Below are 24,096 nucleotides of genomic sequence, written 5' to 3' on the forward strand. Positions count from 1 at the left end.
TTTTATATTAAACTAATGCCGTCTCGATTTACATTCTCGTAAAAAGGAGTAAAATTATACGATTCCCATTCTTTCTTTGTGTAAAGAATAGGATTGATTTCTGTGCCGAGATCGCAACCTAACAAGACAAACGGGTAGCTTACTTTGTCATAATCTGTTTGCTCCAGTTTGTCTTTGTCTAAAAGGATAAGAATGTCCCAGTCTGAATCGTTGCGAGCGTCACCTCTCGCTCTTGATCCATACAATATAGCTTTGCTACCTGATGGAATAGCAGATTTAGCTATATCTTTTATCTTTAATATGGTCTTATCGTCTGTTGACATAAGCTTAATCTTTTATGATGGTAAAGATATGGTAAAAAAGCGAAAGAACAAAACTTTTCTTTGAAAAATTGGAAACTATCCTCGAAAAAGTGTAGCATTCTTTGATTTTAATCCTCGAAAATCATTACTTTTGCAACCATCTGTACCAAGCTTAATCATAAGCCCAACACAGATGACAAAACAACAAGACAAGATGAAGAAGGTTGTATTGTTTTTAGCTTTGATTTTGGCTCTGATTTATTGTCCAGTCAATGCAGCCAAAAGGATGACAAGCATAGAGCCGGTAGGTGAGATTCCTTTTACAATAGGTGACGACGGACGCATTTATGTCACAGCATTTGTGAATGGTTCCGACTCATTGAACTTCTTGGTTGACACAGGTGCTACAACCATAACTTTGAACACTAACTCCAGAAAACTGAAAGGATTAATACACGAGAAAGATACGGTTGATAATATGGGAACCACTGGCTTCAATAAAGTTACAGCGAGCCATGACAACTCGCTGACTATAGGAACCATACAATACAACAAGGCTGAATGTGTGAATATCCCTTTCTCTCAAGATATGTGGGACGGTGTGTTAGGACTTAACGGACTTAGTGCGTTCAACATCGAAATCAACTACGACAAGCATAAGATATACTGCTATCCCAAAGACAGTGCGTTGGTGTTGATGTCTGAATCCTATGTTGTTCTGCCATTCGTATATAAATATGGTGTACCGTTTATAAAGATACCTATTAAACTCAATGAATCAACATACCGACTGCAACTCGAAGTGGACATGGGTTCCGACCGCATTATCGATCTTAGCACTACGTTCGTGAATAGAAATCGTCTTCTTGGCACAAAGAAGCCGTTTGCCATATCACGCATAACAAGCTCCGACGGTGGCAGCGGTGAACTGAAGAATGCCTATTTTGACGAAGTAAGGGTTGGACAGTATGTTCTGCCCAAAATCCCAGGAGCTTTCTCCACTCTTAATTCTGGTATGCTGAACGAGAAAGATGTAGATGGAATGATAGGCAACAACTTCTTGAAACGTTTCAATATGCTGATAGATTTCAAGAGTAAAAAGATGTATCTACAGCCTAATAATTTGTTGTATACTCCTTTCTACGACTTTCTGGTGAAATAGAGTGAAGAGTAGAATTATCCTCATAAATTTATGTCAGAATGAATCTCCTAAGTATATGCTGTACTTGGGAGATTCTTGCGCTTTTTTGAGGCTTATCCTCGAAAAAGTGTTGTTTTTATTGGCTTTTATCATCGAAAAAGTGTTACTTTTGTTGGTTTTTATCCTCGAAAAAGTGTATCTTTGCAGTGTAAGTTATTAAATGTTAGACTTTTATGAAAAGAAAAATATATCAACAGCTTTTAAAGTGGAAGGAAAACAAAGATAGAAAGCCCTTGATGCTGCTTGGTGCAAGACAAGTTGGCAAGACTTGGATTATGCAACATTTTGGTGAACAAGAGTATAATAAGGTCGCATACGTCAACTGTGATGATGAGCCGAGAATGAAACAACTCTTTGATTTAGACTACGACATTAATCGAATATTGATGACTTTGCAGGCGATAACAGGTGTCAAGATTACTCCTGGCGATACTTTGATTATCTTGGATGAGATACAAGAGATTCCAAGAGGACTTCACAGTCTGAAATATTTCTGTGAAAAAGCACCTGAGTATCATGTGATGGTGGCTGGCTCTTTGCTTGGTGTAACATTGGGTAAGGGGGAGTCTTTCCCCGTGGGTAAGGTTGATATGCTTAATATGTTTCCTATGGATTATGAGGAGTTTCTTGAAGCTACAGGCAATGAGGGTTGGATAGATATCTTGCATTCCAAGGATTGGCCATTGATAGATATGATGATGCCCAAGATGGTGGAATTGTTGCGCCAATACTACTTTGTGGGAGGTATGCCAGGTGTAGTGAGCAACTTTGTGAGAAATGCAGACCTTCAACAAGTTCGCACTTTGCAGCGAGAGATATTGGATGCTTATGGGCGTGATATTTCCAAGCATACTTCGGAGAGTGAATCTGTAAGAATCCGTCAGTTGTTAAGCTCTCTTCCTGCTCAGTTGGCAAAGGAAAACAAGAAGTTTATATATGGCGCTATCCGTAAGGGAAGTAGGGCTAAGGACTTTGAGCTTGCCATTCAATGGCTTTTGGATGCAGGTATTATATATAAGGTAAACCGTATCAGGGAGCCAAAGATGCCACTTAAGTTTTATGAGGACTTTGATGCTTTTAAGCTATTTTTGTTGGATTGTGGGCTTTTGGCGTGTATGTCGGATGCCCCAATCGACCAGATGCTTGTAGGCGACAATGTGTTTACGGAGTTCAAGGGAATGTTTACGGAACAATATGTGATGCAGCAGCTCAAGGTCATTGGCTTTACTCCTTATTATTGGAGCAATAGCAAGACTCCTTCAGAAATAGATTTTGTCATTCAGAATGATAATAGAGTTATTCCAATTGAAGTAAAAGCAGAAGAGAATGTTCGTGCTCGTTCATTATCTCAGTTTGTGAAAGACAACACTGGATTGAAGGGCCTTCGTATTTCGATGAAAGGGTATGTTGACCAAGAATGGATGGAGAACATACCATTGGTTGGCATTGATGCTTACTTTGAATAAAGCAATTGTATCGTTAAGGGATGACGATGCGGAACGTGGTGATGCCTTGCGCTTTGTCTTGATGTAGCGAAAGGCTGCCTCCGCTTACTCGCATGATTTGGCGGGATAGGGAGAGACCGATGCCGCTTCCTTCGGGCTTTGTGGTGAAGAAAGGAATGAAGATGTGGGAGGCTATGTCGTCGGGGATTAGACCGGCGTTGTTGCTTACATCGATGATGACGGATTCCTGCTCGTTGGTGTAAGCGTGGAGGCGGATGAATGGTTTGGTTGTCGGGATGGATTGCAAGTCATTGAACGCCTCTACGGCATTCTTCAGAAGATTTGTCACTACGTGCGAGATAAGGCTCTCGTCGGCATAAGCCAATAGGTCCTTAGGCGTTACTTCTATTTTCACTTCATGATTGCAAAGCATTGCCATACGTTCGAGGAACGGCTCCACATAGAAGAGGGCAGGTTGAGGCTTAGGCACATGAGTGAAACGGCGATAGTTGTTGACGAAAGCCAAGAGTTCGGTTCCGGTCTTGTGAATGGTTTCCAAGCCTTGCTTCAATTTTGCTTGCTCTGCTGATAGCAATTCTACAGAAAAGTTGTTTGGAGAATGGAAATCTGCGGATGCACTATCTGCAGAAGGCAGTTCTTGACTCCCCAATTCTTTCAGTAGGGTCTCGCTGAGTGAAGTGACAGGTGTGATAGTGTTCATGATTTCATGAGTGAGCACACGAATCAACTTAATCCATGAGTCAACTTCTTGGTTGCTAAGTTCGTGGCTTACGTCGCTCAGGGCGATGATGCGCACATGCTTGTCCTTTAGCATGGCTTGCGTCTCATGCTTAGCCAGATGTTCGTCCTTTAGTTTTCCTTTTACTTGGTTCATGTGTGTGAGCACATCGGCGTCGAGCAATCGGAGGGCAGCTTGGTTGTGCTGCAAGATATTGTCGTGGCTGTCCACCACCATTATGCCAGTGTCCACAGCATTCAATATCTGCTCGTAATATTTCTCCCGCTCCATCTGCTCCTCCCTTGTATGCTGCAAGAATAGCTTGATGCGGTTAAGAGATTGGTGCAGAATCTTATCCTCCTTATTCCCCTTTTCTGTGGGAAAGTTGAAGGAGAAGTCGCCATTGTCAATGGCATCAAAAAGGAAGCGCACCTTCTTGATGTTGCGGCGATAGTGGCGGTAGAGGCGAACATAGCCCACCACTGCCACGAGCAAAAGCACAATTATTATAACCTTATTAATATCCATACCCTAAAAAGCTATAGGATTCTTCACTTTTCACTCTTCACTTTTCCCTTTTCACTCTTCCCTTTTCACTTTTCACTTTAAATCCCGTATCGCTTGATCTTATTATAAAGCGTCTGTCGGGAAATGCCCAGTCTTGCTGCCACCACCGACAGATTGCCCTCGCATTCCTTGATTGTTTTCTCTATCATGCGACTTTCCATCTCGTCGAGCGTCTGCACCTCTTCCAATGGTTTCTCCCTTCTCATTTGGTTGCCACCGTCGATATCCTCAGCCGAAATCATTCCACTATCCGACAATATCACGGCTTTCTCAATGGCGTGCTGAAGCTCTCGGATATTGCCATACCAAGGCAAACTGATGAGTTTCCTCTCTGCCTCATCCGAAAAGCGTAAGTTTGTCTTATTATACATGTCGCCATATTGACGAAGGAAACGGTTGGCGAGCGGCACGATGTCAGCCTTTCGCTGTCTGAGGGCTGGCAGTTCAAGGTGTATGGTGTTGATGCGATAGAGCAAATCCTCTCTGAATTCGCCGTCGTTCACCATCTGCTGCAGATTGCGGTTGGTGGCACATACCAGTCGAACATTTATAGGAATCTGCGTCGACCCACCCACTCTTACTATGCTTCTACGTTGCAGGGCTGTGAGGAGTTTTGCCTGAAGACTATACGAAAGGTTGCCTATCTCGTCCAAAAATATTGTGCTACCATCAGCCAACTCAAACTTGCCCGGTTTGTCCACCTTGGCATCCGTGAATGCTCCCTTAACATGACCGAAGAGTTCGCTTTCGAACAATGTTTCTGTAATAGCTCCCATATCCACTGGCAGCATCTTTTTCTCACTACGTGCAGACAAGCGGTGTATCTCGTTAGCCAATACCTCTTTGCCCGTACCGTTTTCGCCCGTTATAAGGATGTTGGCATCTGTTGCAGCAACCTTTTCCACAATGTTTCTTAAATTGTTCATAACTTCGCTGTCGCCCCAGTACATCGTGCTATTCGAATCTTTTCCACTATGCTTAACCATAGCTTTGTCCGCAGCTTTATTCCTGTCTCTTGCCTCCAACAATGTACTGATCATCTTCTCGTTGTCGAAAGGCTTGACTATAAAGTCGGCTGCTCCTTCCTTGATGCCCGTTACGGCAAGCTGTATGTCGGCATAAGCGGTGAAGAGCACCACCTCGGTCTTCGGACTAAGGCTCTTGATTTCTCTAAGCCAATACAATCCCTCATTGCCAGAATTGATGCCACTCGAAAAGTTCATGTCGAGCAAAACCACGTCGGGATGTTCCTCCCTCAGTTTGGCTGGTATGGAGTTTGGGTTGGCTATGGTGATGATATTGGCGAATATAGAGTCGAGCAGCATTCTTACCGTAGTGAGAATGTTGCGGTTGTCGTCAACAATAAGTATCGTTCCTTGTTTCTTTATCATGGTAACAAAGCTACAAAATATCATCGAAAAAAAACTGCGATTGTCAAATAATTAGACAAAAAAATGCTACATATCCCTTTCTGCAACTTTCTGGTAAGCAAAAAGTCGGCTTCCTTTATCCTAAGACCATAACATCCAGAAACTTTATAGCCATACATGACATCTTTTTTGAACTTGTATTAAGGCATCGTTTCAATAGTCTTAATATAGCTTGGATAATGTATACATCCAATCTTTGATCGCTATCAAATGTATCTATGCTTGCTATCAAACGAACTTTTGATTGCTGTCAAATGTATCTATGCTTACTGTCAAACGAACTTTTGATTGCTGTCAAACATCGGTAAAAAGCGAGGGGTATATACAAAAAAAAAGGACGACACGAATCACTCGCACCGGCCTCTCAAAGAATAATGTTAACGAATGTTGGTTTTGGACTAAAGCAAAGCCTTAGAAACCGTTTACACGGTAAAGGCCAACATTGCGATAGTTTCAAAATCTAATAACATAATCTTTACCTTAAAATCTATCAAACTACTAACCTAATGAAAAAACATTGCATTCTCTCGAACACGTTGCAAAGATAATAATTTGTGTACGACCACGCAAAAAATCTGCAAGTTTTTTTTGTTGTTTAACAATAATTTGACATAAATCAATAGTACATCACGGCTTTTAATGCCTAAAAACAATAGGAGGTATGGTCTCCGAAGCGTACCACTCAAGCAGCATGCTATCAATACTATAGCAATTTGAGTGGTACGGTTCGGAGACCGTACCTCCTATTATAAAACCATACGCTACGCCTTACTTCTTAACAACTTTCTTGGCTGTAGCTTTTTTCTTGGCAGGTGTAAGTTTCTTTGCAGGCACAACTTTCTTGGTCTGAGCCTTAGTCTCAGCAGTCTCGGTCTTTGCCTTCTTCTCTACCTTAACCACCTCAACTGTGAAGATAAGTGTTGAGTAAGGCTTGATTTGTCCAGCCTTGCGCGAGCCATAAGCAATGTCCTGAGGGATATAGAGTTCCCATTTACTGCCCTCAGGCATCATGCAGAGAGCCTCTGTCCAACCCTTAATAACTTGGTTAGGACGGAATGTAGTGGTGTTAGGATTGCGCTTGTAGCTGCTGTCAAACTCGTTGCCATCGATAGTATGGCCAGCATAACGTACTGTTACCTCGTCGTCCTTCTCGGCTACAGCGCCCTTGCCCTCAACAAGCACCTTATACTGCAAGCCCGAAGGCAATGTCTTTACGCCCGGCTTTGTGGCATTCTGCTTAAGCCAAGCCTCGTTTTCGGCCTTGTAAGCCTCCTCTGCCTGCTGCTTGGCAACCTGCATGGTGCTTTCAAAGTAATGGTTTGCTGCCTCGTTCTTCATCACTGTTGTGTCGCCAAGCACAGCGTCTACAAAGCCACGGTTGAAGGTAACGCTGTCGAGGGCAAACTTGGTGTCCTTAACGTCGTTGCTAACGTTGGGGTAGATGCGTGTCTCGAGCATCTGGGCTATCTGCAAGCCAGCGTTGTGGGCGACAAACTGCTTGTCGCCACTACGCTCTATACCTTCCTTCAAGCCGTTAACAAACGACTGGATATTGGTAGAGTCGACACCAAACTGCTGCTTAACATAGTCCATAAGGCCACGTGTGGTGAACATACCAGCTGCATAGCTAAGCGAGTCGTTCTGGCTTATAAGCTTTACAGGAGCCTGCTGCTCGGTCTGCGCTTTCTTCTTATCCTTCTTATCTTTCTTTCCTGGGGTTACAGCAAACGCCGATGTAGCAAATACGGCGAGTGCAACAATCAATAGTTTCTTCATATTGTTTATTAAATTATATAAAACAGGGCGGCCTTTGTGAGGTCGCCCTTATGGTTTAAGCTGATTACTTGCCACCTACACTGATAAGTTCGATCTTGAATACCAGTGGAGAGTAAGGCTTGATCTGTCCCTGCTCACGGTCGCCATAAGCAAGTTCCTGTGGGATATATACTTCCCAAACCGAACCTGCAGGCATATGAACAAGAGCCTCTGTCCAACCCTTAATTACCTGGTTGGCACGCAATGTAACAGGCTGTCCGTTCTTGTAGCTGCTGTCGAATACAGTACCATCGATAAGGCGTCCCTCATAGTTTACCTTAACAACAGATGTGTCCTTAGGCATCTGGCCGGCACCTTCCTTGATAACCTTGTACTGAACACCTGAAGGCAAGGTCTTAACACCCGGCTTCTTGGCGTTGGCAGCCATCCATGCCTCGCCCTTCTTCTTGAGCGGACCGTACTGCTCCTCCATGTTCTTAGCCTTGATAGACATCATCTTCATCTGAGCTACCTGACCTGCTTGCTCTACAGTCATAAGGCCCTTCTTGCCCTTAACACCCTGAATAAAGCCAGCCATGAAGTTCTTAAGCGAGATTGTCTTTGTAGAATCCTCGCCGAAGAGTTCGTGGTTGATGCCCTTAACCATACGGTTGCTAATCTGCTGACCAATCTGGATACCCATATAGTAGGCAGCCTTCTTCTTGTCATCACCTGCATTGGCGCCCTCGTTAAGACCCTTGATAAAGGCATCCATATAAGTGGTGTCAATTTCCATCTGTGCAAGATACTGCTTCAGACCCTGAGTCTGAGCCATACCCATTGCATACGACAGAGTGTCTACGTCGTTCTTAAGGTTCGGCTTTGATGAAGTCGAATTGCCGCAAGATGCAACGATGCTTGCAGCAGCGATAGCCATAGCGGCTACGAATGTGAATTTCTTCATTTGTTTATAAATTGTTGTGTTTTTTGTTTCTCCTTTTATACGACTTAAAGGCTACTAACCTTTTAGAGCACCTTGATAAGCTCAACGTCGAACACGAGTGCTGCAAATGGAGGAATGGCCTGACCTGCGCCACGCTCGCCATAAGCAAGCTGGTAAGGTATGAAGAAGCGATACTTGGCACCCTCAGACATAAGCTGTACACCCTCTGTCCATCCTGCAATAACGCCGTTAAGTGGGAATGTAGCGCTCTCGCCACGCTTGTAGCTGCTGTCGAATACTGTACCGTCGATAAGACGACCCTCGTAGTGGCACTCAACAGTATCGGCTGCGGTAGGCTTCTTGCCTGTGCCCTCGTTGAGAACCTGATACATCAAACCTGAAGGCAATGTTACTACACCCTCCTCCATAGCCTTCTCGGCGAGCCAAGCCTCACCCTTGTCCTTGTTATCCTTATACTTCTCGGCTGCTGCGGCACGCTGCTTGGCCTCTTGCTGCTGGAAGAATTCTGTAACGATTGACTGCGCTTCCTGGTCGGTTACCTGCAAGTCATTGCCTGCGATAATGTCCTTTATAGCCTGTGCAAAATCATCAATATTGAGGTCTTCGGCTCCCATCTGTGAGAGCTGACGGCCAATGCCCAGACCCAAAGCGTAACTAAGTTTGTCCATAATTTTCTTCTATGTGTATTATTTTGTTTTTATTAATTTCGTGCAAATTTACTACTTTTCCCGGATATATGGCTTATATTCAGCATTTTTTGCAGTTTTTATTTCTTTGCAATATCAGCAAACTTCTGCATCCATTTTCCGCCTATCATACATGCTATACCTATGACAACGAACGGTATGCTGAGCAACTGGCCCATATCGAGAGGCAACGATGCCTCGAATGCTTCCTGTATCTCCTTGGTGTACTCTATGAAGAAACGCGCTATGAAGATGTAGGTAAGGCAAAGCCCGAAGAAGAATCCCGTACCAACACGCTGGGGCTTGCTTCTATACAAAGCCCAACCTATGAAGAACAGCAATGCGTAGGCTATAGCCTCGTAGAGTTGTCCTGGATGGCGTGGCATGCCGTCAACCTGCTGAAAGATAAAGGCCCAAGGCACATCAGTAACCTTGCCTATTATCTCAGAGTTCATAAGGTTGCCCAGTCGGATAAAGCATGCCGTAATCGGTGTGGCAATGGCAATATTGTCGAGTACCTGCCATATGTTCATTTTGGTACGGCGAACGTACAGCCATAATGCAAGCATCAGTCCTAACGTACCACCATGCGATGCAAGTCCGCGATAACCGGTAAATCGCCATCCACCACTTGGCAGAAAATCGATTGGTAGGAATATTTCCACAAAATGTTTCCACGACGAGAGGAATAGATCGGGCTGATAGAAAAGACAGTGTCCAAGACGTGCTCCTGCCAATATGCCTATAAAGCAATAGATAAAGAGCGGATCGAAGAGCGTGTCCTTTACTTGCTGCTCACGATACAGACGGTGCACTATGATGTAGGCGAGAGCCAAGCCTATGAGCCAACACAGCGAATACCAATGTATGGCAAAAGGGCCTAACGACAATGCCGTGTTGCTTGGATCCCATACGATGTAATTTAGTAGATTCATATTGGTTTACACCCTCCTACTGTGTCCGTATTGTTATACATTAAAGCGGAAGTGCATGATGTCGCCGTCCTGCACAACGTAATCCTTACCCTCGATAGATAGCTTGCCTGCCTCACGAACAGCAGCCTCTGAGCCGTACTGGATATAATCGTCGTACTTGATAACCTCGGCACGGATAAAGCCCTTCTCGAAGTCGGTGTGTATTACACCAGCACACTGCGGAGCCTTCCATCCCTTGTGATAGGTCCAAGCCTTAACCTCCATCTCGCCTGCTGTAATGAATGTCTCAAGATTAAGCAAGCTGTAGGCCTTCTTGATAAGGCGGTTTACGCCACTCTCTTCCAAGCCCAGCTCCTCAAGGAACATCTGCTTGTCCTCGTATGTCTCAAGCGACGCAATGTCTTCCTCGGTCTTAGCCGCGATAACAAGCATCTCGGCGCCCTCGCTTTTAGCTATCTCTGCAATCTGTTCAGAGTACTTGTTGCCGTTCTTGGCTGATGTCTCGTCTACATTGCAAACATATAGCACTGGCTTGGCTGTAAGTAGGAAGAGGTCGTGAGCATAGCGTTGTTCCTCCTTCGACTCAAACTCTACGGTGCGAGCGTTCTTGCCCTGCTCCAACACTTCCTTGTAAGCGTTGAGCACACTTACTGCTACTTTGGCGTCTTTGTTATTGCCGATAGCTGCTATCTTAGACTGCTTCTGAAGCTGACTCTCAACAGTCTCAAGGTCTTTAAGCTGAAGTTCGGTGTCGATAACCTCCTTGTCTTCTACCGGATTGACACTAGCACCACCCTCACGCACGATATTGTCGTCGTCAAAGCAGCGCAACACGTGGATAATAGCATCTGTCTCGCGTATGTTACCAAGGAACTTGTTGCCAAGTCCCTCACCCTTAGAGGCACCCTTAACAAGTCCGGCAATGTCGACAATCTCGCAAGTAGCTGGAACAATACGGCCAGGATGAACTATCTCGGCGAGCTTGGTAAGGCGCTCGTCGGGCACTGTGATTACGCCTACATTAGGCTCAATTGTACAGAAGGGGAAGTTGGCTGCCTGCGCCTTAGCGTTAGAAAGGCAGTTGAAGAGAGTAGACTTGCCCACATTGGGAAGTCCTACAATACCACATTTTAATGACATGTCTTTATTTTGTTATTTCTTGTTTTCTTTGTTTATATCTTGTGAGGGGGTGCCTAATACAAGGAGGATTGTTGCCTGTAACCTTGAGGGGTGATAACTGATACAAGGTGCAAAGTTACTGCTTTATATTTAAATAAGTGAATTTATTATCAATAAAACGAATCCCCACTGTCGCCGTAGGCGGCGTAGGATGGAGTTTGAGGGGATCAATACCCTTTTCACTTTTCACTTTTCACTTTTCCCTTTTCACTTTTCCCTTACCTCTTCCTTATCACCGTCAGTCCATCTCTCAGCGGTATTATCACCTGTTCCACCCTATCATCTTGCGCCACATGATCGTTAAAACGGCGTATTCCCTGGGTTTGTTGGTCATGATCGTAGGCGGGATCGGTTACATGACCGTCCCACAGAGTGTTATCGGCAAGTATGAATCCGCCTGGTCGCATAAGCTTAAGCACCATCTCGTAAGTCTCGACATATGTGCGCTTGTCGCCATCAACAAATGCCATATCAAACTCTACACCAAGCTTAGGAGCCTCAATATTGGCATCACCAATGCGAAACTCAATATGTTCGGCTACAGGCGAGCCCTCAAGCCAAGGACGGGTAAAGTCTTCCATCTCGTCGTTTATCTCAAACGTCCATATCTTACCAACAACATTATTATCGCCAGACTCCTTTGCACCATCGGTCCTCTTGCCTTGTTGGCCCGTGCTCTTTGCAATCTCAGCCAATCCTTCAGCCATACATATAGCACTATAGCCAGAGAATGTGCCCACTTCAAGGATGTTCTTTGGACGTATCATCTCGACAAACATCTTGAGCAGACGGCCTTGTAAATGGCCCGACGCCATACGTCCGTGTATGGTGTGTATATTGGTGGCACGGTAGAGACGATATAGATAATCGCCCTCAGGAGCCGAATGGGAAAGTACGTATTTCTCTAATTCTTCGGTCATAATAATATGGGTTACTGTCTGTTTAAGATTGCCTCGAGTGCGAGTCGGTAAGAGTCCATACCAAATCCGCATATCACGCCAAAGCAAGCGCACGATATCATTGATTTATGACGGAACTCCTCGCGCTTGTGCACATTACTTATATGCACCTCGATAACGGGAGCCTTGAGCGAACGGATGCAATCCTGTAGCGCTATGCTGGTATGTGTATAAGCCCCTGCATTAAGAATGATGCCGTCGTAGCCAAAGCCTATCTCTTGCATCTTGTCGATAAGACATCCCTCAATGTTGCTCTGATAATAGTCTATCTGAACATGGGGATACTGCGCACGCAATGTCTTAAGATAGTCGTCGAATGTACTGTTGCCATAAATGCCTGGCTCACGAGTGCCGAGCAGATTAAGATTGGGGCCGTTGATTATCTGTATTTTCATTATCATTTTTTGTTTTTATTGTAATTTATTACCAACCAGACGTGGCACCTCCACCACCAGTAGAGCCACCACCAAAGCTTCCACCAAAGCTTCCGCCACCTCCAAAGCTTCCACCTCGTCTACCACTACCAAGCATTGAGCCTAATATAGCGGCGTTGGCCATAGCATTGCCAGAGTCGTCGATGTTCTCATCTTTAGTAACCATATGACCGCAATGCTTGCAAATATAAGTAGTTCGGCGAATCCTTCTGCCACCTCTACCGTTCTTTCCGGTAGACAAGCGCAATATCTGCGAGTTTACCTTCTGCAAAGCACCCTTCTTATGGCACTTTGGACAACGCTGTTGTACGCCCATAAGATATATGCACAGCAATGTAATGGCTACCATAGTGCCAAGAGCAACAATGACTCCTAACAGTCCATCATCCTCATCATCGGTATTTTCTGGCTCCATCGAGCCGTCGAGCACCTTGGCAGCCGCCCTTACTCCGTCTACCATACCACCATTCCAATCACCTTGCTTAAAGTGCGGTATCATCTGCTGCATCTGAATGCGCTTCGACATAGCATCGGTCATAGTTCCCTCTATGCCGTAGCCTGTGGTAAAGCGCACCTTACGCTGGTCCATTACAAAGAGTATTAGCAGTCCATTGTCCGACTTTTTCTTGCCTATTCCCCATGTGCGGAACAGCTCGTGGGCAAAGTCGAATATATCAGCTTCACCGATAGAGGGCAACATAACAACCGCAGTCTCTATACCGGTCGACTTCTCCAGTCTGCCCAATATGGCATTGATTGAGTCGCGAGCTATGGGAGATAGTATATCTGTTGGGTCGCTAACATACTGACGCGCGTCTGTAAGGCGCACGTTAGGCACGTCGCCAACGGTGTATTGTTTGGCATCAGCGGCATTTGCCTGCACAGCCATAAATAGAAACAGTAGGCAGGACAAAATCCTTATAGCTATATGCGAGCCGTGCTTATGCCCTGCCCTATTGTTGTTTTTCAATAATCCAACGTTATTAGTCATAGCTCAAAAGTTGCTTTATCATAGCTTAAAGTCAAGCTCTTAGAACTCTACCTTGGGAGCCTTCTCGGCACCAGCCTCAGCCTCGAAGTAGTTCTTCTTCTCAAACCCGAACATACCAGCGAGTATACTCTTAGGAAAACGACGTATAGCCACATTATACTCCTTGGCTGCATCGTTGAAGTCCTTACGAGCCACATTGATGCGATTCTCGGTGCCTTCGAGCTGCGACTGCAGTTCAAGGAAGTTCTGGTTTGCCTTAAGGTCAGGATAATTCTCGGTAATGGCAAGTAGCTTGCCAAGAGCTGTAGTTACATCACCTTGCGCCTTTTGATATTGTGCAAGCTGCTGAGGAGTGCAGTTTGAAGGGTCTATCTTTACCTGAGTGGCTTGCGAACGAGCTGCCATTACAGCCTCAAGAGTCTCGCTCTCGTGCTTGGCATAACCTTTAACGGTGCTCACGAGGTTAGGTATAAGGTCGCTACGGCGCTGATACTGTGTCTCAACGTTAGCCCACTTGTTGTCTACAGCCTCGTCTTGACCAACCAGTCCGTTATAACCACTAACTCCCCAAAATAAAATAACAAGCACTACTGCGCCAGCTATAAGCCAGCCTAAATTCTTAGGTTTCTTCATAATTATTGTTTTCTTTTTTTATAGTTATTGCTCCTTTTGTTTGTATACAAGTACAAATATAGTAATATTACTACAACAAACGTCAACTTTTTGAGGTTTTTCACTCACATTCTTCTATTTTGACCAATTGTAGGTCGGTCTATCTAAAAAACAACTCATTAGTTTGCCACATTGTTAAATAAGCAGTAACTTTGCATATAAGAAATAATTTAAAGACATCAATCATGCAAGAAACAAGACAAAACCGTATAGCACGCCTTCTGCAGAAGGAGCTAAGCCTTATTTTCCAAAGTCAGACACGCGCCATGCACGGTGTTATGGTAAGCGTTACACGCTGCCGTGTATCACCCGACTTGAGCATATGCACAGCCTACCTCAGTATATTCCCCTCGGAGAAAGCTGACGAACTGATAAAGAACGTAACAGCCAACGAGAAGACTATACGTTACGAATTGGGCACACGTGTACGCAATCAGCTGCGTATCATACCCGAACTTAGATTCTTCATCGACGACTCTCTCGACTACATTGACCGCATTGACGAGCTATTGAAGAAATAAACGGGGCACGATGAACTTTCCTTTTTACATAGCACGACGGTACATCTTCTCAAAGAAGTCGACCAATGCCATAAACGTTATATCAGCCATTTCGGTTGTCGGAGTGGCTGTTGCGACAATGGCATTGGTTATTGTGCTAAGTGTGTTCAACGGATTCCACGACCTCGTAGCGTCGTTCTTTACCAACTTCGACCCTCAAATTGAGATTGTACCTACAAGTGGAAAGACGGCACCTGCCGATGATCCAGTACTTACAAAGATTAGACAGTTGCCCGATGTAGCTGTTGCCACAGACGTTGTCGAAGACCAAGCCCTTGCCATCTACGGCAGACAGCAGCAAATGGTAACGGTTATGGGAGTGCAGAACAACTTCCAAGAACTTACCAACATTAGCGATATATTATATGGTGACGGCGAGTTTACGTTGCAAGCCGCCAACCTATTCTATGCCATTCCGGGTATACGCCTGGCTCAAGACCTAGGTATGAATGCCCGATTTGATGGATATCTCAAACTGTATGCACCTGTAAGACGCGGTCAACTTACGGAGTTTGCCGATCCAAGCGAAGGATTTGTTGTCGACTCACTTATATCACCTGGTGTGGTGTATGCCGTAAACCAGGCAAAGTACGACCGTAACCGACTAATATGCTCGGTAGATTTCGCACGTCGCCTGTTCGATCAAGATGGTATGCTGTCGTCGTTGCAAATAAGGCTGAAGCCTGGAACCAACCTCAACGATACCAAGAAGGAAATGCAAGATATAGTAGGCAACCGCTTCAGGGTGCTTGACCGATTTGAGCAGCAAGCCGATACCTTCAACATTATGCAGATAGAAAAGGTGCTGGCTTACGTATTCCTTACATTCATACTGATGGTGGCATGCTTCAACATAATATCATCATTGTCTATGCTCATAATCGACAAGAAAGACGATGCAATGACACTACGTAACCTCGGAGCTACCGACTCGCAGATAAGACGCATATTCCTGTTTGAAGGACGTATTATTTCGGCTGCAGGAGCTGTTGTAGGCATATTGTTGGGACTGTTGCTATGCTGGTTGCAACAAGAGTTTGGATTCGTACACATGGGCGACAGCGCTGGCTCGTTTGTCGTAAATGCCTACCCCGTTAGTGTTCACTATGATGATGTGGCTATAGTGTTTGTCACTGTGTTGCTCATAGGCTGGGCAGCAGCGTGGATTCCAACACGTAACCTAAAAGTACAAAGATGAAAAAGAACATAATATTCGACCTTGGCTGTGTGCTCGTAGGTCTAAATGCCGAGCGCTGCATCAAGGCTTTCAAGGAGATAGGATGCGGGGCCATTGCTACTTATGTGGAGGAGCACCGCACCGAAGACCTATTTCTTGACACCGAACTGGGATACATAAGTCAAGCCGAATTCTGCGATGAGGTGCGCCGCCTGTCTAACTCAACAACAAGCGATGACGACATTGTTTGGGCATGGAACCAACTGCTTACAGGCATTCCTGTAGAGAAGTTGCAACTGATAGAACGCCTTAAAACGGCTGGACACCGCATCTTTCTGCTGTCCAACACCAATGTTATGCACTGGAACTATTGCCGCGACAACCACTTTACGATAGACGGAAAGACTGCCGACTTCTACTTCGACGGCATATTTCTGTCGTATGAGATGCACCTTAAAAAGCCTGATAGTGCCATATTCCAGCAAACTCTACTGAATGCAGGAATCGAAGCCAAGGAAACTCTATTTATAGACGATCTGAAAGAAAACTGCGAAGCAGCCGAGGCTTTAGGCATAACAACGCTGCACGAGACAACTGGTTTTGACTGGTGCCGAAACAAGAATCTATGGACAACAATATAACCAAGGATGCTTTCTGCGCCACAATAGGCTTCTTCGATGGCGTTCATCGTGGACATCAGTTTGTTATAAACCGACTGAAGGAGATTGCCAAAGGCAGAAGGATGAAGTCGATGATTATAACCTTCGACCAACATCCTCGTCAAGTTGTGCATGCCGACTATGTGCCGCAGCTTATTACATCTACCGACAATAAACTGCAACTGCTCGAAGACACAGGAGTAGACCATGTTGAGGTGTTGCATTTTGATATGCAGATGGCACAACTATCCGCCAAGGATTTTATGCAACATGTGCTACACGACCGTCTTGGTGTGCGATGTCTGCTCATTGGCTATGACAATCGCTTTGGACACAACCGTGCAGAAGGTTTCGACGATTATGCTGCCTACGGCAAGAAAATGGGCATCGACGTACTGCTCAATACCCCAATAGATATAGACGGTATGCGCGTATCGTCATCACTTGTACGCCGTTTGCTTGTCACGGGCGATGTGTCTGAGGCTTGCCAATGCTTAGGACGTCCATTTCGTATAATAGGAAATGTTGTCCACGGATTTGAGGAAGGTCGTAAGATGGGATTCCCTACCGCAAACATCGTTCCTATTTGCACAGAACAGCTTATACCGCAAACTGGCGCTTACGCCGTAAGCGTAAGTATAGATGGAGGCGGGAACATGCCTGCAATGATGAATATAGGCAACAATCCTACTTTTCAACGCAACTGCCAGACACTCGAAGCACACATCATAGGGTTTGATGGCGATATCTACGGACACCAAATAAGCGTGGACTTTATACAGCGATTGCGTGGCGAAAAGCGATTTGACAGTATTGACAAACTTATGCTACAACTACATAAGGATCTCAATGCCACTAAAGATATATTCAGGAACAATGGAATAGAACTTGCCAAAGGCAAATAAAAACAACTCAATATATGAAGAAAGCTATTATCGACTCTTTTATGTATGTACTCATCCTTGCCGCAATACAGATTGTAGTGGGTACTGTAACAAAGTTTATTAGCCAGACTGCCGACGTAACACCAATGGTAACAACATTATGTTCTGTTATCAGCAGCGTTCTCACCATAGCTCTATTTGCCTGGCGCAAGTGGACACCGATGAGTGGTCAATACATCAACCAGCGTCCATGGTTCACACAGTTTTGGGTAATATGCCTTGCATTAGGAAGTGCTTTGCCTATGACTTTCTTCACAGAGCAGGTAGGATTAGAGTTGCCACCAGACTATACAAAGCTGTTTAAGGGTATGATAAACAGCGATCTCGGATTTCTTGCGCTTGCTATTCTTGCACCTATAGCCGAAGAAATGGTGTTCCGCGGAGCCATACTGCGCCGATTGCTTGATGCATTTGACAAACGCTGGCATTGGGCTGCGATAGTTATAACGGCAGCACTATTCGGTATTGTACATCTTAATATGGCACAGGGTATAAATGCTTTCGTTATGGGTCTGTTGCTTGGATGGATGTATATGCGCACACGTAGCATTGTGCCTGGCATCATATTCCACTTTGCCAACAACACTATGGCGTTCTTCTTGTACCGCCTCTTTCCCAATGCAGCCGACAAAACACTTGTAGAGTTCTATGGGGGCAATATGACTAATGTACTTATGGCCGTTGCCTTCTCGCTTATGATATTCGGTGCTGCACTGTACCAACTCAACTTCCGCCTACAGCCTAAAAGATAAAACATAAACCAACAATACTCTATTAAGGGACAATGCCAATGAATAATATAGGATTTAGGGACATAACCGTTGACTACGCCATACGCATGTGTGGAGGTACATATATCAACGGCGATATACTACTGATTGACGAAATGGCCAATCTACCATTGCCTAAGGAACCACGACGCATGCAATGTCTGCTTGTAGGAATGTGCCTTAAAGGTTCGGCACGCTACTTTGTAGACGCTGTGGAACACGTGGTGGAAACTGGTGACATTATTATAATTAATCAAGGACGTGTTACATACGACTGTACGATGACACCCGACTGTCGTGGCATTGGTGTAATCATTGACTACAACTTCTTTAAGGAAACGATAAAGAGTGTACACGAACTGTCGTCGTTATTCCTTTTTGCACGCAACCATCCCGTATTCCGTCTGCCAACAGAACGTGCCAACTTTATACGCGACACCTTCTTCCAAATTAAGGCAAAGATAAACGAACCCGATAACCACTTCCGTAGACAAATGGTACAGTCGCTGTTCCTTACTATGGTGTACGAGATGTGTAACGTTATCTATTCGGTGCAAGCAAAAAACGACGAATGCAACTCAAGAGCCGAAGAGATATTTACAAAGTTTCTGCTACTTGTAGAGGCCAACTTCCGCACCGAACGACGTGTGGGTTGGTACTCTGAACAATTGTGTATATCACCAAAATATCTATCAGAGACAGTGAAGATGGTATCCAAACGCACTCCAAGCGAATGGATAGACTCGTATGTAACAATGGAGCTACGTATGCTCTTCCGCAACACGCAGAAAAGTATAAAAGAAATTGCCCAAGAACTAAACTTCTCTAATCAGTCGTTCTTAGGCAAATACTTTAAAGAGCATGTGGGCATGTCGCCGTCAGAATATCGCCGTTCTTAACACGCTGGCGCACGCTCTCCATAATTTCAGTAAGCTCGTCTACGGTTGTAGCACGCAACATGGCTATACGAGTTTGACGAAAATCGGGTATTCCCTTGAATATCGGAGACGCCGCAATATGTCGACGTGTATGCAGAATGCCACGATACTCGTCAATGCGCTCCACATTGATACGTAGTTGTTCAAGCAGAATATCGAGCTTGCGGTCGAATGTAAGCGTAGGGTCAACTGGTTTTCCGTCAAGATAATCACGCATCTCCTTGAATATCCATGGACGTCCAAAGGTGGCACGTCCCACCATAACAGCATCCACACCATAACGCTCAAAGGCTTCCTTAGCTTGCTCGGGTGTACAGATATCGCCATTGCCGATAATAGGGATATGTATGCGTGGGTTGCGTTTAACCTCGCCTATCAATGTCCAGTCGGCATCGCCAGTATACATCTGCGCACGTGTTCTACCATGGATAGTTAGTGCCTGTATACCGCAATCTTGCAATTGTTCGGCAAGGTCGGTAATAACAAGGTTGTCCGAATTCCATCCAAGACGTGTCTTAACAGTAACTGGTGTATTAACAGCCTTTACTACCTCGCGGGTTATCTCAAGCAAGAGAGGTATATTCTGTAACATTCCAGCACCAGCTCCCTTACCTGCCACCTTCTTAACTGGACATCCAAAGTTTATGTCGATAACATCAGGATGTGCCTGCTCTACTATCTTGGCGGCCTCAACCATCGACTCTACATCCCTTCCGTATATCTGTATACCAACAGGGCGTTCCTCATCACTGATGTTAAGTTTCTTTAGTGTAGCGTTTACCGAGCGTACGAGTGCCTCGGCACTTACAAACTCAGTATACACCATTGATGCGCCGAAGCGTTTGCACAAGTGTCTGAAGCCTATGTCTGTTACGTCTTCCATTGGGGCGAGAAACAAAGGCTGCGGTCCAAATTCTATATTTCCTATCTTCATTATTGTTTTATTGTTTCGTTGGCTTGGGGTATATAGCCGTTAATTTTTCTATATATCGAGTTGTTTATGTCTTCTGTATCAAAGTTGACAAGTATGCCTATGTGCTTATTGCATATCTTCAGATAAGTCAATAGTTGCTTATGATGAACCGGCTCTATCTCCTTAACTGACTTGAGTTCTACAATAACAGAGTCTTCAACCAATATGTCAACACGCAGCTTTGAGTTTAGCTTTACACCGTTATAATATAATGGCACGTCCACTTGCTTCTCCACCTTAAGTCCGTCCCATTGCAGCTGATGGCAAAGCGCTTCTTCGTAGACCGACTCGAACAACCCAGGTCCAAAGTACTTATACACCTTAAATATTGCTCCGCGTATCTTATAGGTTATCTCATTCTCTTGCATAGGCTTGTCTCTATTTTATTGTTCTATTAATAATGTTATGGGGTATACCCTTCAGTTCTGTGAATTGCGTGGGAACTTACACTTCCTGATGTACCTCTTCTTGTGTGGTCCATGTTTTAGACCCTGGTTTTAGTTCCCACAGAACTCACAGAATACACAGAAGCCTACGGGCTTAAGCTTTTGGAATCCACAGAGCGTATAGACGCTACGCGTCATACGACAGAAATCACAGAAATGATTGCATACATTCCATAGAAAAGGAAGTGTTAGAATTGAATGCTATATTCCGTAGAAAAGTATGTGTATTAGAAGTGATGGATACATTCTAAATATACCCTTCAGTTCTGTGAATTCTCGCCTCGCGAAGCGTAGGCTATTCTGTGGATTCAAGTTCCTTAGTCCGTAGGCTTCTGTGTATTCTGTGAGTTCTGTGGGAACTAAAACCGGAACTGAAACCAGAACTAAAACCGAGACCTACACAAGAAGAACTATAACCGAGAACTACGCAAGCAGGAACTACTCAATGAACCCGAAGGCCCTATCATAGTCCTCGCTATTGCCCAGCTTGCCATTGATAAGGCAAACAAGCTCTACGACAGCACGCAGACACAGCCTGCCATCCGACTTGCGAAAGATATCCTGGTTGAACACATAACGCAAGCCCTCTTTGCGCACACCAAGCTTAGACACAAACACATCGTCACTACGCAGAGGTGTCTTGTATTGCAGATTCATACGTGCGACAACTGGGTCTACGCCCTGTTCGTGCAACTTGGCAAAACTTACACCAAGCGACATAAGGTACAGATGACGTGTATGCTCGGTGTAATGCAGATAGTTGGCATTGTTTACAATACCTTGGATATCGCACTCGTAATCTCGAACCTCCATTTCGGTTTCAAAAACATATTGTGGTTGCATTAGATGAATTATTGGTTTTAGTGATACATATTATAGATAGAATATGCCTTCCGGTCCCTCATTACAAAGTAGGTCAAGCACAGACATATTAGACTGAAAACCATGTCGTGAGGCATACACTTGATAATAAGGACGTGGGGCGAATAATGGGTCTGCTGCAGGATGCTTGGGACGTATAACATCACGTAAATCATCAGCACCTAGAAGTGCCGCATCGGCATAGCTGTCGGTAAGACTTATGTTTGGTCGAACGTCAAGCAACTCACACAACTTATCCACTATCTCCATATTAAAGTCGAATAGATACTTCCACTTTCGCTCAAAGAAAGGACGCAGATCGTCGGCATAATAGTCGAAGAATGGACTCTCGCCATAAGCCGACACAATGGCATTCCAATGCAGGTGTCGCCACTCTCCATGATCACTTATTCGTATATCACGCATCGGACACTTAGCTCCTTCAAAGCGCTCAATAGGCACCGTTAAAGCCTGTACGCCATTAGCTGTGGATATGACACAACGGTTACGGTAAGTCTGCTTACAGAAGTTGTCATTACGTTCAACGTACACCTTATTATATATATGCAACTTCTGCATCCATTGCACTGGCGGAAAATAAGCTGACGACAATATTGCCGTACTGCCAATGACATGTCCGTCTGTTGTGTGGAGAATACTATTGGTTGTTGATTCTGACATTGTTAATTAGTTACATAATAATATGAAACGCCCTGTAAGAGCAAAAGCTTTCTAATTCATTACTTTTTCCCTTACAGGGCGTATAGCTTATGGCTATTTCTTTTCCTTAATCTTTATTATGGCATACATCGCAACATGATGCAGCACCAATGCCACAACATTCAACAATATATAATACAGCCACTGCATCCAGTCGCTTTCTTGCCTCTCAATGTCGTAGCCTATAAGCGAGAACAGAATGCTCGCCACTATAAGCATACCAAGATACAGAAAAAAGTCTTGAAACTTGTGCTTATCTCTGTATCTTGAGATTTGCGATATTATTTTGCCTAACATAGAAATTAAGTATTAAAGTCATTATTTACTTGATATTGTCCACAAAGCGGAACAAACGACTCCAGCGTATGCCATTAAATCCGCTATGATCTGGATCATGACTCCACCAAATGAATATCGGCTTGCCTACTATATGGTCTTCAGGAACAAATCCCCAGTATCGCGAATCGAGCGAATTATGTCTGTTGTCACCCATCATCCAGTAGTAGTCCATCTTGAAGGTATACTTCTTTGCCTCCTTACCGTTGATGTATATCTTTCCGCCCTGCACCTTGAGGTCGTTGCCCTCGTAAACACGTATCGGACGCTCGTATATGGCAATGTTGTCCATAGTGAGGTTGATGGTAGCACCCTTCTTCGGAATCCATATAGGTCCATAGTTGTCTCTTGTCCAACCCTTATATCCATTAAGCGGATAGATGTCCCACCATGTAGGATCGTTTACTGGTGTAACACTTTCCACTATGTCCTTGCGTGCACGCAGCGCCTTAACCGAAACATTGGTTAGAGGCAGATAACCTGCAGTGTTAAGACTGGCAATATCCTCCATAGAGATACCGAGTTCGTCAATAAACTCAAGAGGCAATTGTCCGCGCAGCTTCACGTAGTAAGAATACTGCACATTATCGGGCTCTTTGTTGGCACGTCCGTCTGTATAGACAATGTGGTTCTTTATTTGCAGAGTCTGACCAGGTAAACCAACACAACGCTTTACGTAATTCTCACGACGGTCTACCGGTCGTGTTATCACGTTGCCATACTCTTCAGGATTAGAGTTTATAATATTACGTCCCTCGGCATATATCTTCGCAAAGAAGTCGAGTCGCTGCTGGTACGACATACTATCCAAACTCGGCATCATGCCATTGTGCTGTTGTACATACTTACCCTCGCCCAGTCCATAGACAAGACGATAGAAGTCTTGTGCCTGATATTGCGGTGCCGAGCAAAGTGTATCACCAGCAGGATAGTTGAACACTACAATATCGTTCTGATCAACATGTCCCAATCCCTTTGCACGTTCATACTTCCACTGTGGCCACTCTATGTACGAAGGACATTCAAACACCGGCAATGTATGCTGTGTAAGGGGCAACGTAAGAGGAGTCTGTGGCTTGCGCGGTCCATAGCTAACCTTCGACACAAAGAGGTAATCGCCTGTCAAGAGCGACTTCTCCAAAGACGAAGATGGAATGACATAGTTCTGGAAGAAGAACAGATTGATAAAGTAGACAGCCACGAGTGCAAACACGATAGCGTCTACCCACGACATTATGAAACGTGTTGCGCCTTCTTTGTCGCGCCACCATTGCCACTTTATGCGCTTGGTTATGTAAACATCGAAGATAAACGGCAGGACAAGGAGTCCCCACCAACTCTCAATCCAGTAGAGAAAGAGTAGGTACAACACCGCTACGACGACAAACTTGGCCCACTGCACCTTAGGGTTGAGGGCCTTCTTTTCCTTATCGGTCATTGTAGTTGAATTGTT

Annotated in this window: 26 protein-coding genes; 8 read left to right on the forward strand and 18 right to left on the reverse strand. The window is 44.7% G+C overall.

Features of this window, described 5'->3' with window-relative positions:
- Nucleotides 1–2 precede the first annotated feature (2 nt).
- Entirely contained in the window at nt 3–323 is a 321-nt protein-coding gene (locus C9991_RS02780; RefSeq protein WP_022111204.1) for a nucleotidyltransferase domain-containing protein, read from the reverse strand.
- Nucleotides 324–495: 172 nt separating this feature from the next.
- Here C9991_RS02780 and C9991_RS02785 point away from each other — a divergent pair, with 172 nt between their 5' ends.
- Together C9991_RS02785 and C9991_RS02790 are read left to right on the forward strand one after the other, a co-directional pair.
- Entirely contained in the window at nt 496–1,464 is a 969-nt protein-coding gene (locus tag C9991_RS02785) for an aspartyl protease family protein (RefSeq protein WP_106811090.1), read from the forward strand.
- A gap of 212 nt (nt 1,465–1,676) precedes the next feature.
- The gene (locus tag C9991_RS02790) at nt 1,677–2,969 is read left to right on the forward strand and encodes an ATP-binding protein (RefSeq protein ID WP_106811091.1); all 1,293 of its coding nucleotides are present in this window, start codon (nt 1,677–1,679) and stop codon (nt 2,967–2,969) included.
- Between the two features lie 13 nt (nt 2,970–2,982).
- Here the strand turns inward: C9991_RS02790 and C9991_RS02795 are convergent, their stop codons facing one another.
- The 11 genes from C9991_RS02795 to C9991_RS02845 form a co-directional block, all read right to left on the reverse strand.
- The gene (locus C9991_RS02795) at nt 2,983–4,215 is read right to left on the reverse strand and encodes a sensor histidine kinase (protein WP_106811092.1); all 1,233 of its coding nucleotides are present in this window, start codon (nt 4,213–4,215) and stop codon (nt 2,983–2,985) included.
- A gap of 77 nt (nt 4,216–4,292) precedes the next feature.
- Entirely contained in the window at nt 4,293–5,645 is a 1,353-nt protein-coding gene (locus C9991_RS02800; protein WP_106811093.1) for a sigma-54-dependent transcriptional regulator, read from the reverse strand.
- Nucleotides 5,646–6,452: 807 nt separating this feature from the next.
- Nucleotides 6,453–7,460 (reverse strand): BamJ family beta-barrel-assembly machinery protein, encoded by a 1,008-nt coding sequence (gene bamJ, locus C9991_RS02805; RefSeq protein WP_106811094.1) that lies wholly within the window; start codon nt 7,458–7,460, stop codon nt 6,453–6,455.
- 64 nt (nt 7,461–7,524) lie between these two features.
- A complete protein-coding gene (bamJ, locus tag C9991_RS02810; protein WP_106811095.1) occupies nt 7,525–8,403 on the reverse strand; it encodes a BamJ family beta-barrel-assembly machinery protein in 879 nt (292 codons plus the stop codon).
- 62 nt (nt 8,404–8,465) lie between these two features.
- The gene (gene bamJ, locus C9991_RS02815; RefSeq protein ID WP_106811096.1) at nt 8,466–9,071 is read right to left on the reverse strand and encodes a BamJ family beta-barrel-assembly machinery protein; all 606 of its coding nucleotides are present in this window, start codon (nt 9,069–9,071) and stop codon (nt 8,466–8,468) included.
- Nucleotides 9,072–9,169: 98 nt separating this feature from the next.
- Complete coding sequence (lgt, locus tag C9991_RS02820; RefSeq protein ID WP_106811097.1) at nt 9,170–10,024, reverse strand: prolipoprotein diacylglyceryl transferase; 855 nt, start codon at nt 10,022–10,024, stop codon at nt 9,170–9,172.
- A 33-nt stretch (nt 10,025–10,057) separates the two neighbouring features.
- Nucleotides 10,058–11,164 carry a redox-regulated ATPase YchF gene (gene ychF / locus C9991_RS02825; RefSeq protein ID WP_106811098.1) on the reverse strand — a complete coding sequence of 369 codons (1,107 nt, stop codon included), beginning with the start codon at nt 11,162–11,164 and terminating at the stop codon, nt 10,058–10,060.
- A 257-nt stretch (nt 11,165–11,421) separates the two neighbouring features.
- Nucleotides 11,422–12,123 carry an O-methyltransferase gene (locus tag C9991_RS02830; protein ID WP_198643735.1) on the reverse strand — a complete coding sequence of 234 codons (702 nt, stop codon included), beginning with the start codon at nt 12,121–12,123 and terminating at the stop codon, nt 11,422–11,424.
- Nucleotides 12,124–12,134: 11 nt separating this feature from the next.
- Nucleotides 12,135–12,557 (reverse strand): type II 3-dehydroquinate dehydratase, encoded by a 423-nt coding sequence (gene aroQ, locus C9991_RS02835; RefSeq protein WP_106811099.1) that lies wholly within the window; start codon nt 12,555–12,557, stop codon nt 12,135–12,137.
- Nucleotides 12,558–12,585: 28 nt separating this feature from the next.
- Nucleotides 12,586–13,587 carry a TPM domain-containing protein gene (locus tag C9991_RS02840; protein ID WP_106811100.1) on the reverse strand — a complete coding sequence of 334 codons (1,002 nt, stop codon included), beginning with the start codon at nt 13,585–13,587 and terminating at the stop codon, nt 12,586–12,588.
- A 39-nt stretch (nt 13,588–13,626) separates the two neighbouring features.
- Nucleotides 13,627–14,220 carry a LemA family protein gene (locus tag C9991_RS02845; RefSeq protein WP_106811101.1) on the reverse strand — a complete coding sequence of 198 codons (594 nt, stop codon included), beginning with the start codon at nt 14,218–14,220 and terminating at the stop codon, nt 13,627–13,629.
- Nucleotides 14,221–14,444: 224 nt separating this feature from the next.
- Between C9991_RS02845 and rbfA the strand changes: the two genes are divergently transcribed.
- From rbfA to C9991_RS02875, 6 genes are read left to right on the forward strand one after another with little or no spacing between them, the layout of a single operon-like run.
- The gene (rbfA, locus tag C9991_RS02850; RefSeq protein ID WP_106811102.1) at nt 14,445–14,780 is read left to right on the forward strand and encodes a 30S ribosome-binding factor RbfA; all 336 of its coding nucleotides are present in this window, start codon (nt 14,445–14,447) and stop codon (nt 14,778–14,780) included.
- 10 nt (nt 14,781–14,790) lie between these two features.
- On the forward strand, nt 14,791–16,017 hold the full coding sequence (locus tag C9991_RS02855) for an FtsX-like permease family protein (protein WP_106811103.1): 1,227 nt from the start codon (nt 14,791–14,793) through the stop codon (nt 16,015–16,017).
- The gene (locus tag C9991_RS02860; RefSeq protein ID WP_106811104.1) at nt 16,014–16,637 is read left to right on the forward strand and encodes an HAD family hydrolase; all 624 of its coding nucleotides are present in this window, start codon (nt 16,014–16,016) and stop codon (nt 16,635–16,637) included. Before C9991_RS02855 ends, C9991_RS02860 begins: the two co-directional genes overlap by 4 nt.
- Nucleotides 16,622–17,560 (forward strand): bifunctional riboflavin kinase/FAD synthetase, encoded by a 939-nt coding sequence (locus C9991_RS02865; protein ID WP_106811105.1) that lies wholly within the window; start codon nt 16,622–16,624, stop codon nt 17,558–17,560. Before C9991_RS02860 ends, C9991_RS02865 begins: the two co-directional genes overlap by 16 nt.
- Nucleotides 17,561–17,574: 14 nt before the next feature.
- Entirely contained in the window at nt 17,575–18,351 is a 777-nt protein-coding gene (locus tag C9991_RS02870) for a CPBP family intramembrane glutamic endopeptidase (protein ID WP_106811106.1), read from the forward strand.
- A 38-nt stretch (nt 18,352–18,389) separates the two neighbouring features.
- Entirely contained in the window at nt 18,390–19,268 is an 879-nt protein-coding gene (locus C9991_RS02875) for a helix-turn-helix domain-containing protein (protein ID WP_106811107.1), read from the forward strand.
- Here C9991_RS02875 and dusB read toward each other — a convergent pair.
- The 6 genes from dusB to lepB form a co-directional block, all read right to left on the reverse strand.
- Complete coding sequence (gene dusB / locus C9991_RS02880) at nt 19,222–20,241, reverse strand: tRNA dihydrouridine synthase DusB (protein ID WP_106811108.1); 1,020 nt, start codon at nt 20,239–20,241, stop codon at nt 19,222–19,224. The two genes, C9991_RS02875 and dusB, sit on opposite strands and share 47 nt — an antisense overlap.
- On the reverse strand, nt 20,241–20,648 hold the full coding sequence (locus C9991_RS02885; RefSeq protein WP_106811109.1) for a GxxExxY protein: 408 nt from the start codon (nt 20,646–20,648) through the stop codon (nt 20,241–20,243). The genes dusB and C9991_RS02885 overlap by 1 nt, the downstream gene beginning before the upstream one ends.
- 516 nt (nt 20,649–21,164) lie before the next feature.
- On the reverse strand, nt 21,165–21,539 hold the full coding sequence (locus C9991_RS02890) for an acyl-CoA thioesterase (protein ID WP_232823227.1): 375 nt from the start codon (nt 21,537–21,539) through the stop codon (nt 21,165–21,167).
- 60 nt (nt 21,540–21,599) lie between these two features.
- Nucleotides 21,600–22,268 (reverse strand): WbqC family protein, encoded by a 669-nt coding sequence (locus C9991_RS02895; RefSeq protein WP_106811111.1) that lies wholly within the window; start codon nt 22,266–22,268, stop codon nt 21,600–21,602.
- A 93-nt stretch (nt 22,269–22,361) separates the two neighbouring features.
- On the reverse strand, nt 22,362–22,604 hold the full coding sequence (locus C9991_RS16595; RefSeq protein ID WP_157949341.1) for a hypothetical protein: 243 nt from the start codon (nt 22,602–22,604) through the stop codon (nt 22,362–22,364).
- 25 nt (nt 22,605–22,629) lie between these two features.
- The gene (lepB, locus tag C9991_RS02900; RefSeq protein WP_106811112.1) at nt 22,630–24,081 is read right to left on the reverse strand and encodes a signal peptidase I; all 1,452 of its coding nucleotides are present in this window, start codon (nt 24,079–24,081) and stop codon (nt 22,630–22,632) included.
- Between the last annotated feature and the right edge of the window lie 15 nt (nt 24,082–24,096).

Origin of the sequence: Prevotella merdae (assembly GCF_900290275.1) — a bacterium.
In the GTDB taxonomy this organism is placed as follows: Bacteria; Bacteroidota; Bacteroidia; order Bacteroidales; family Bacteroidaceae; genus Prevotella; species Prevotella merdae.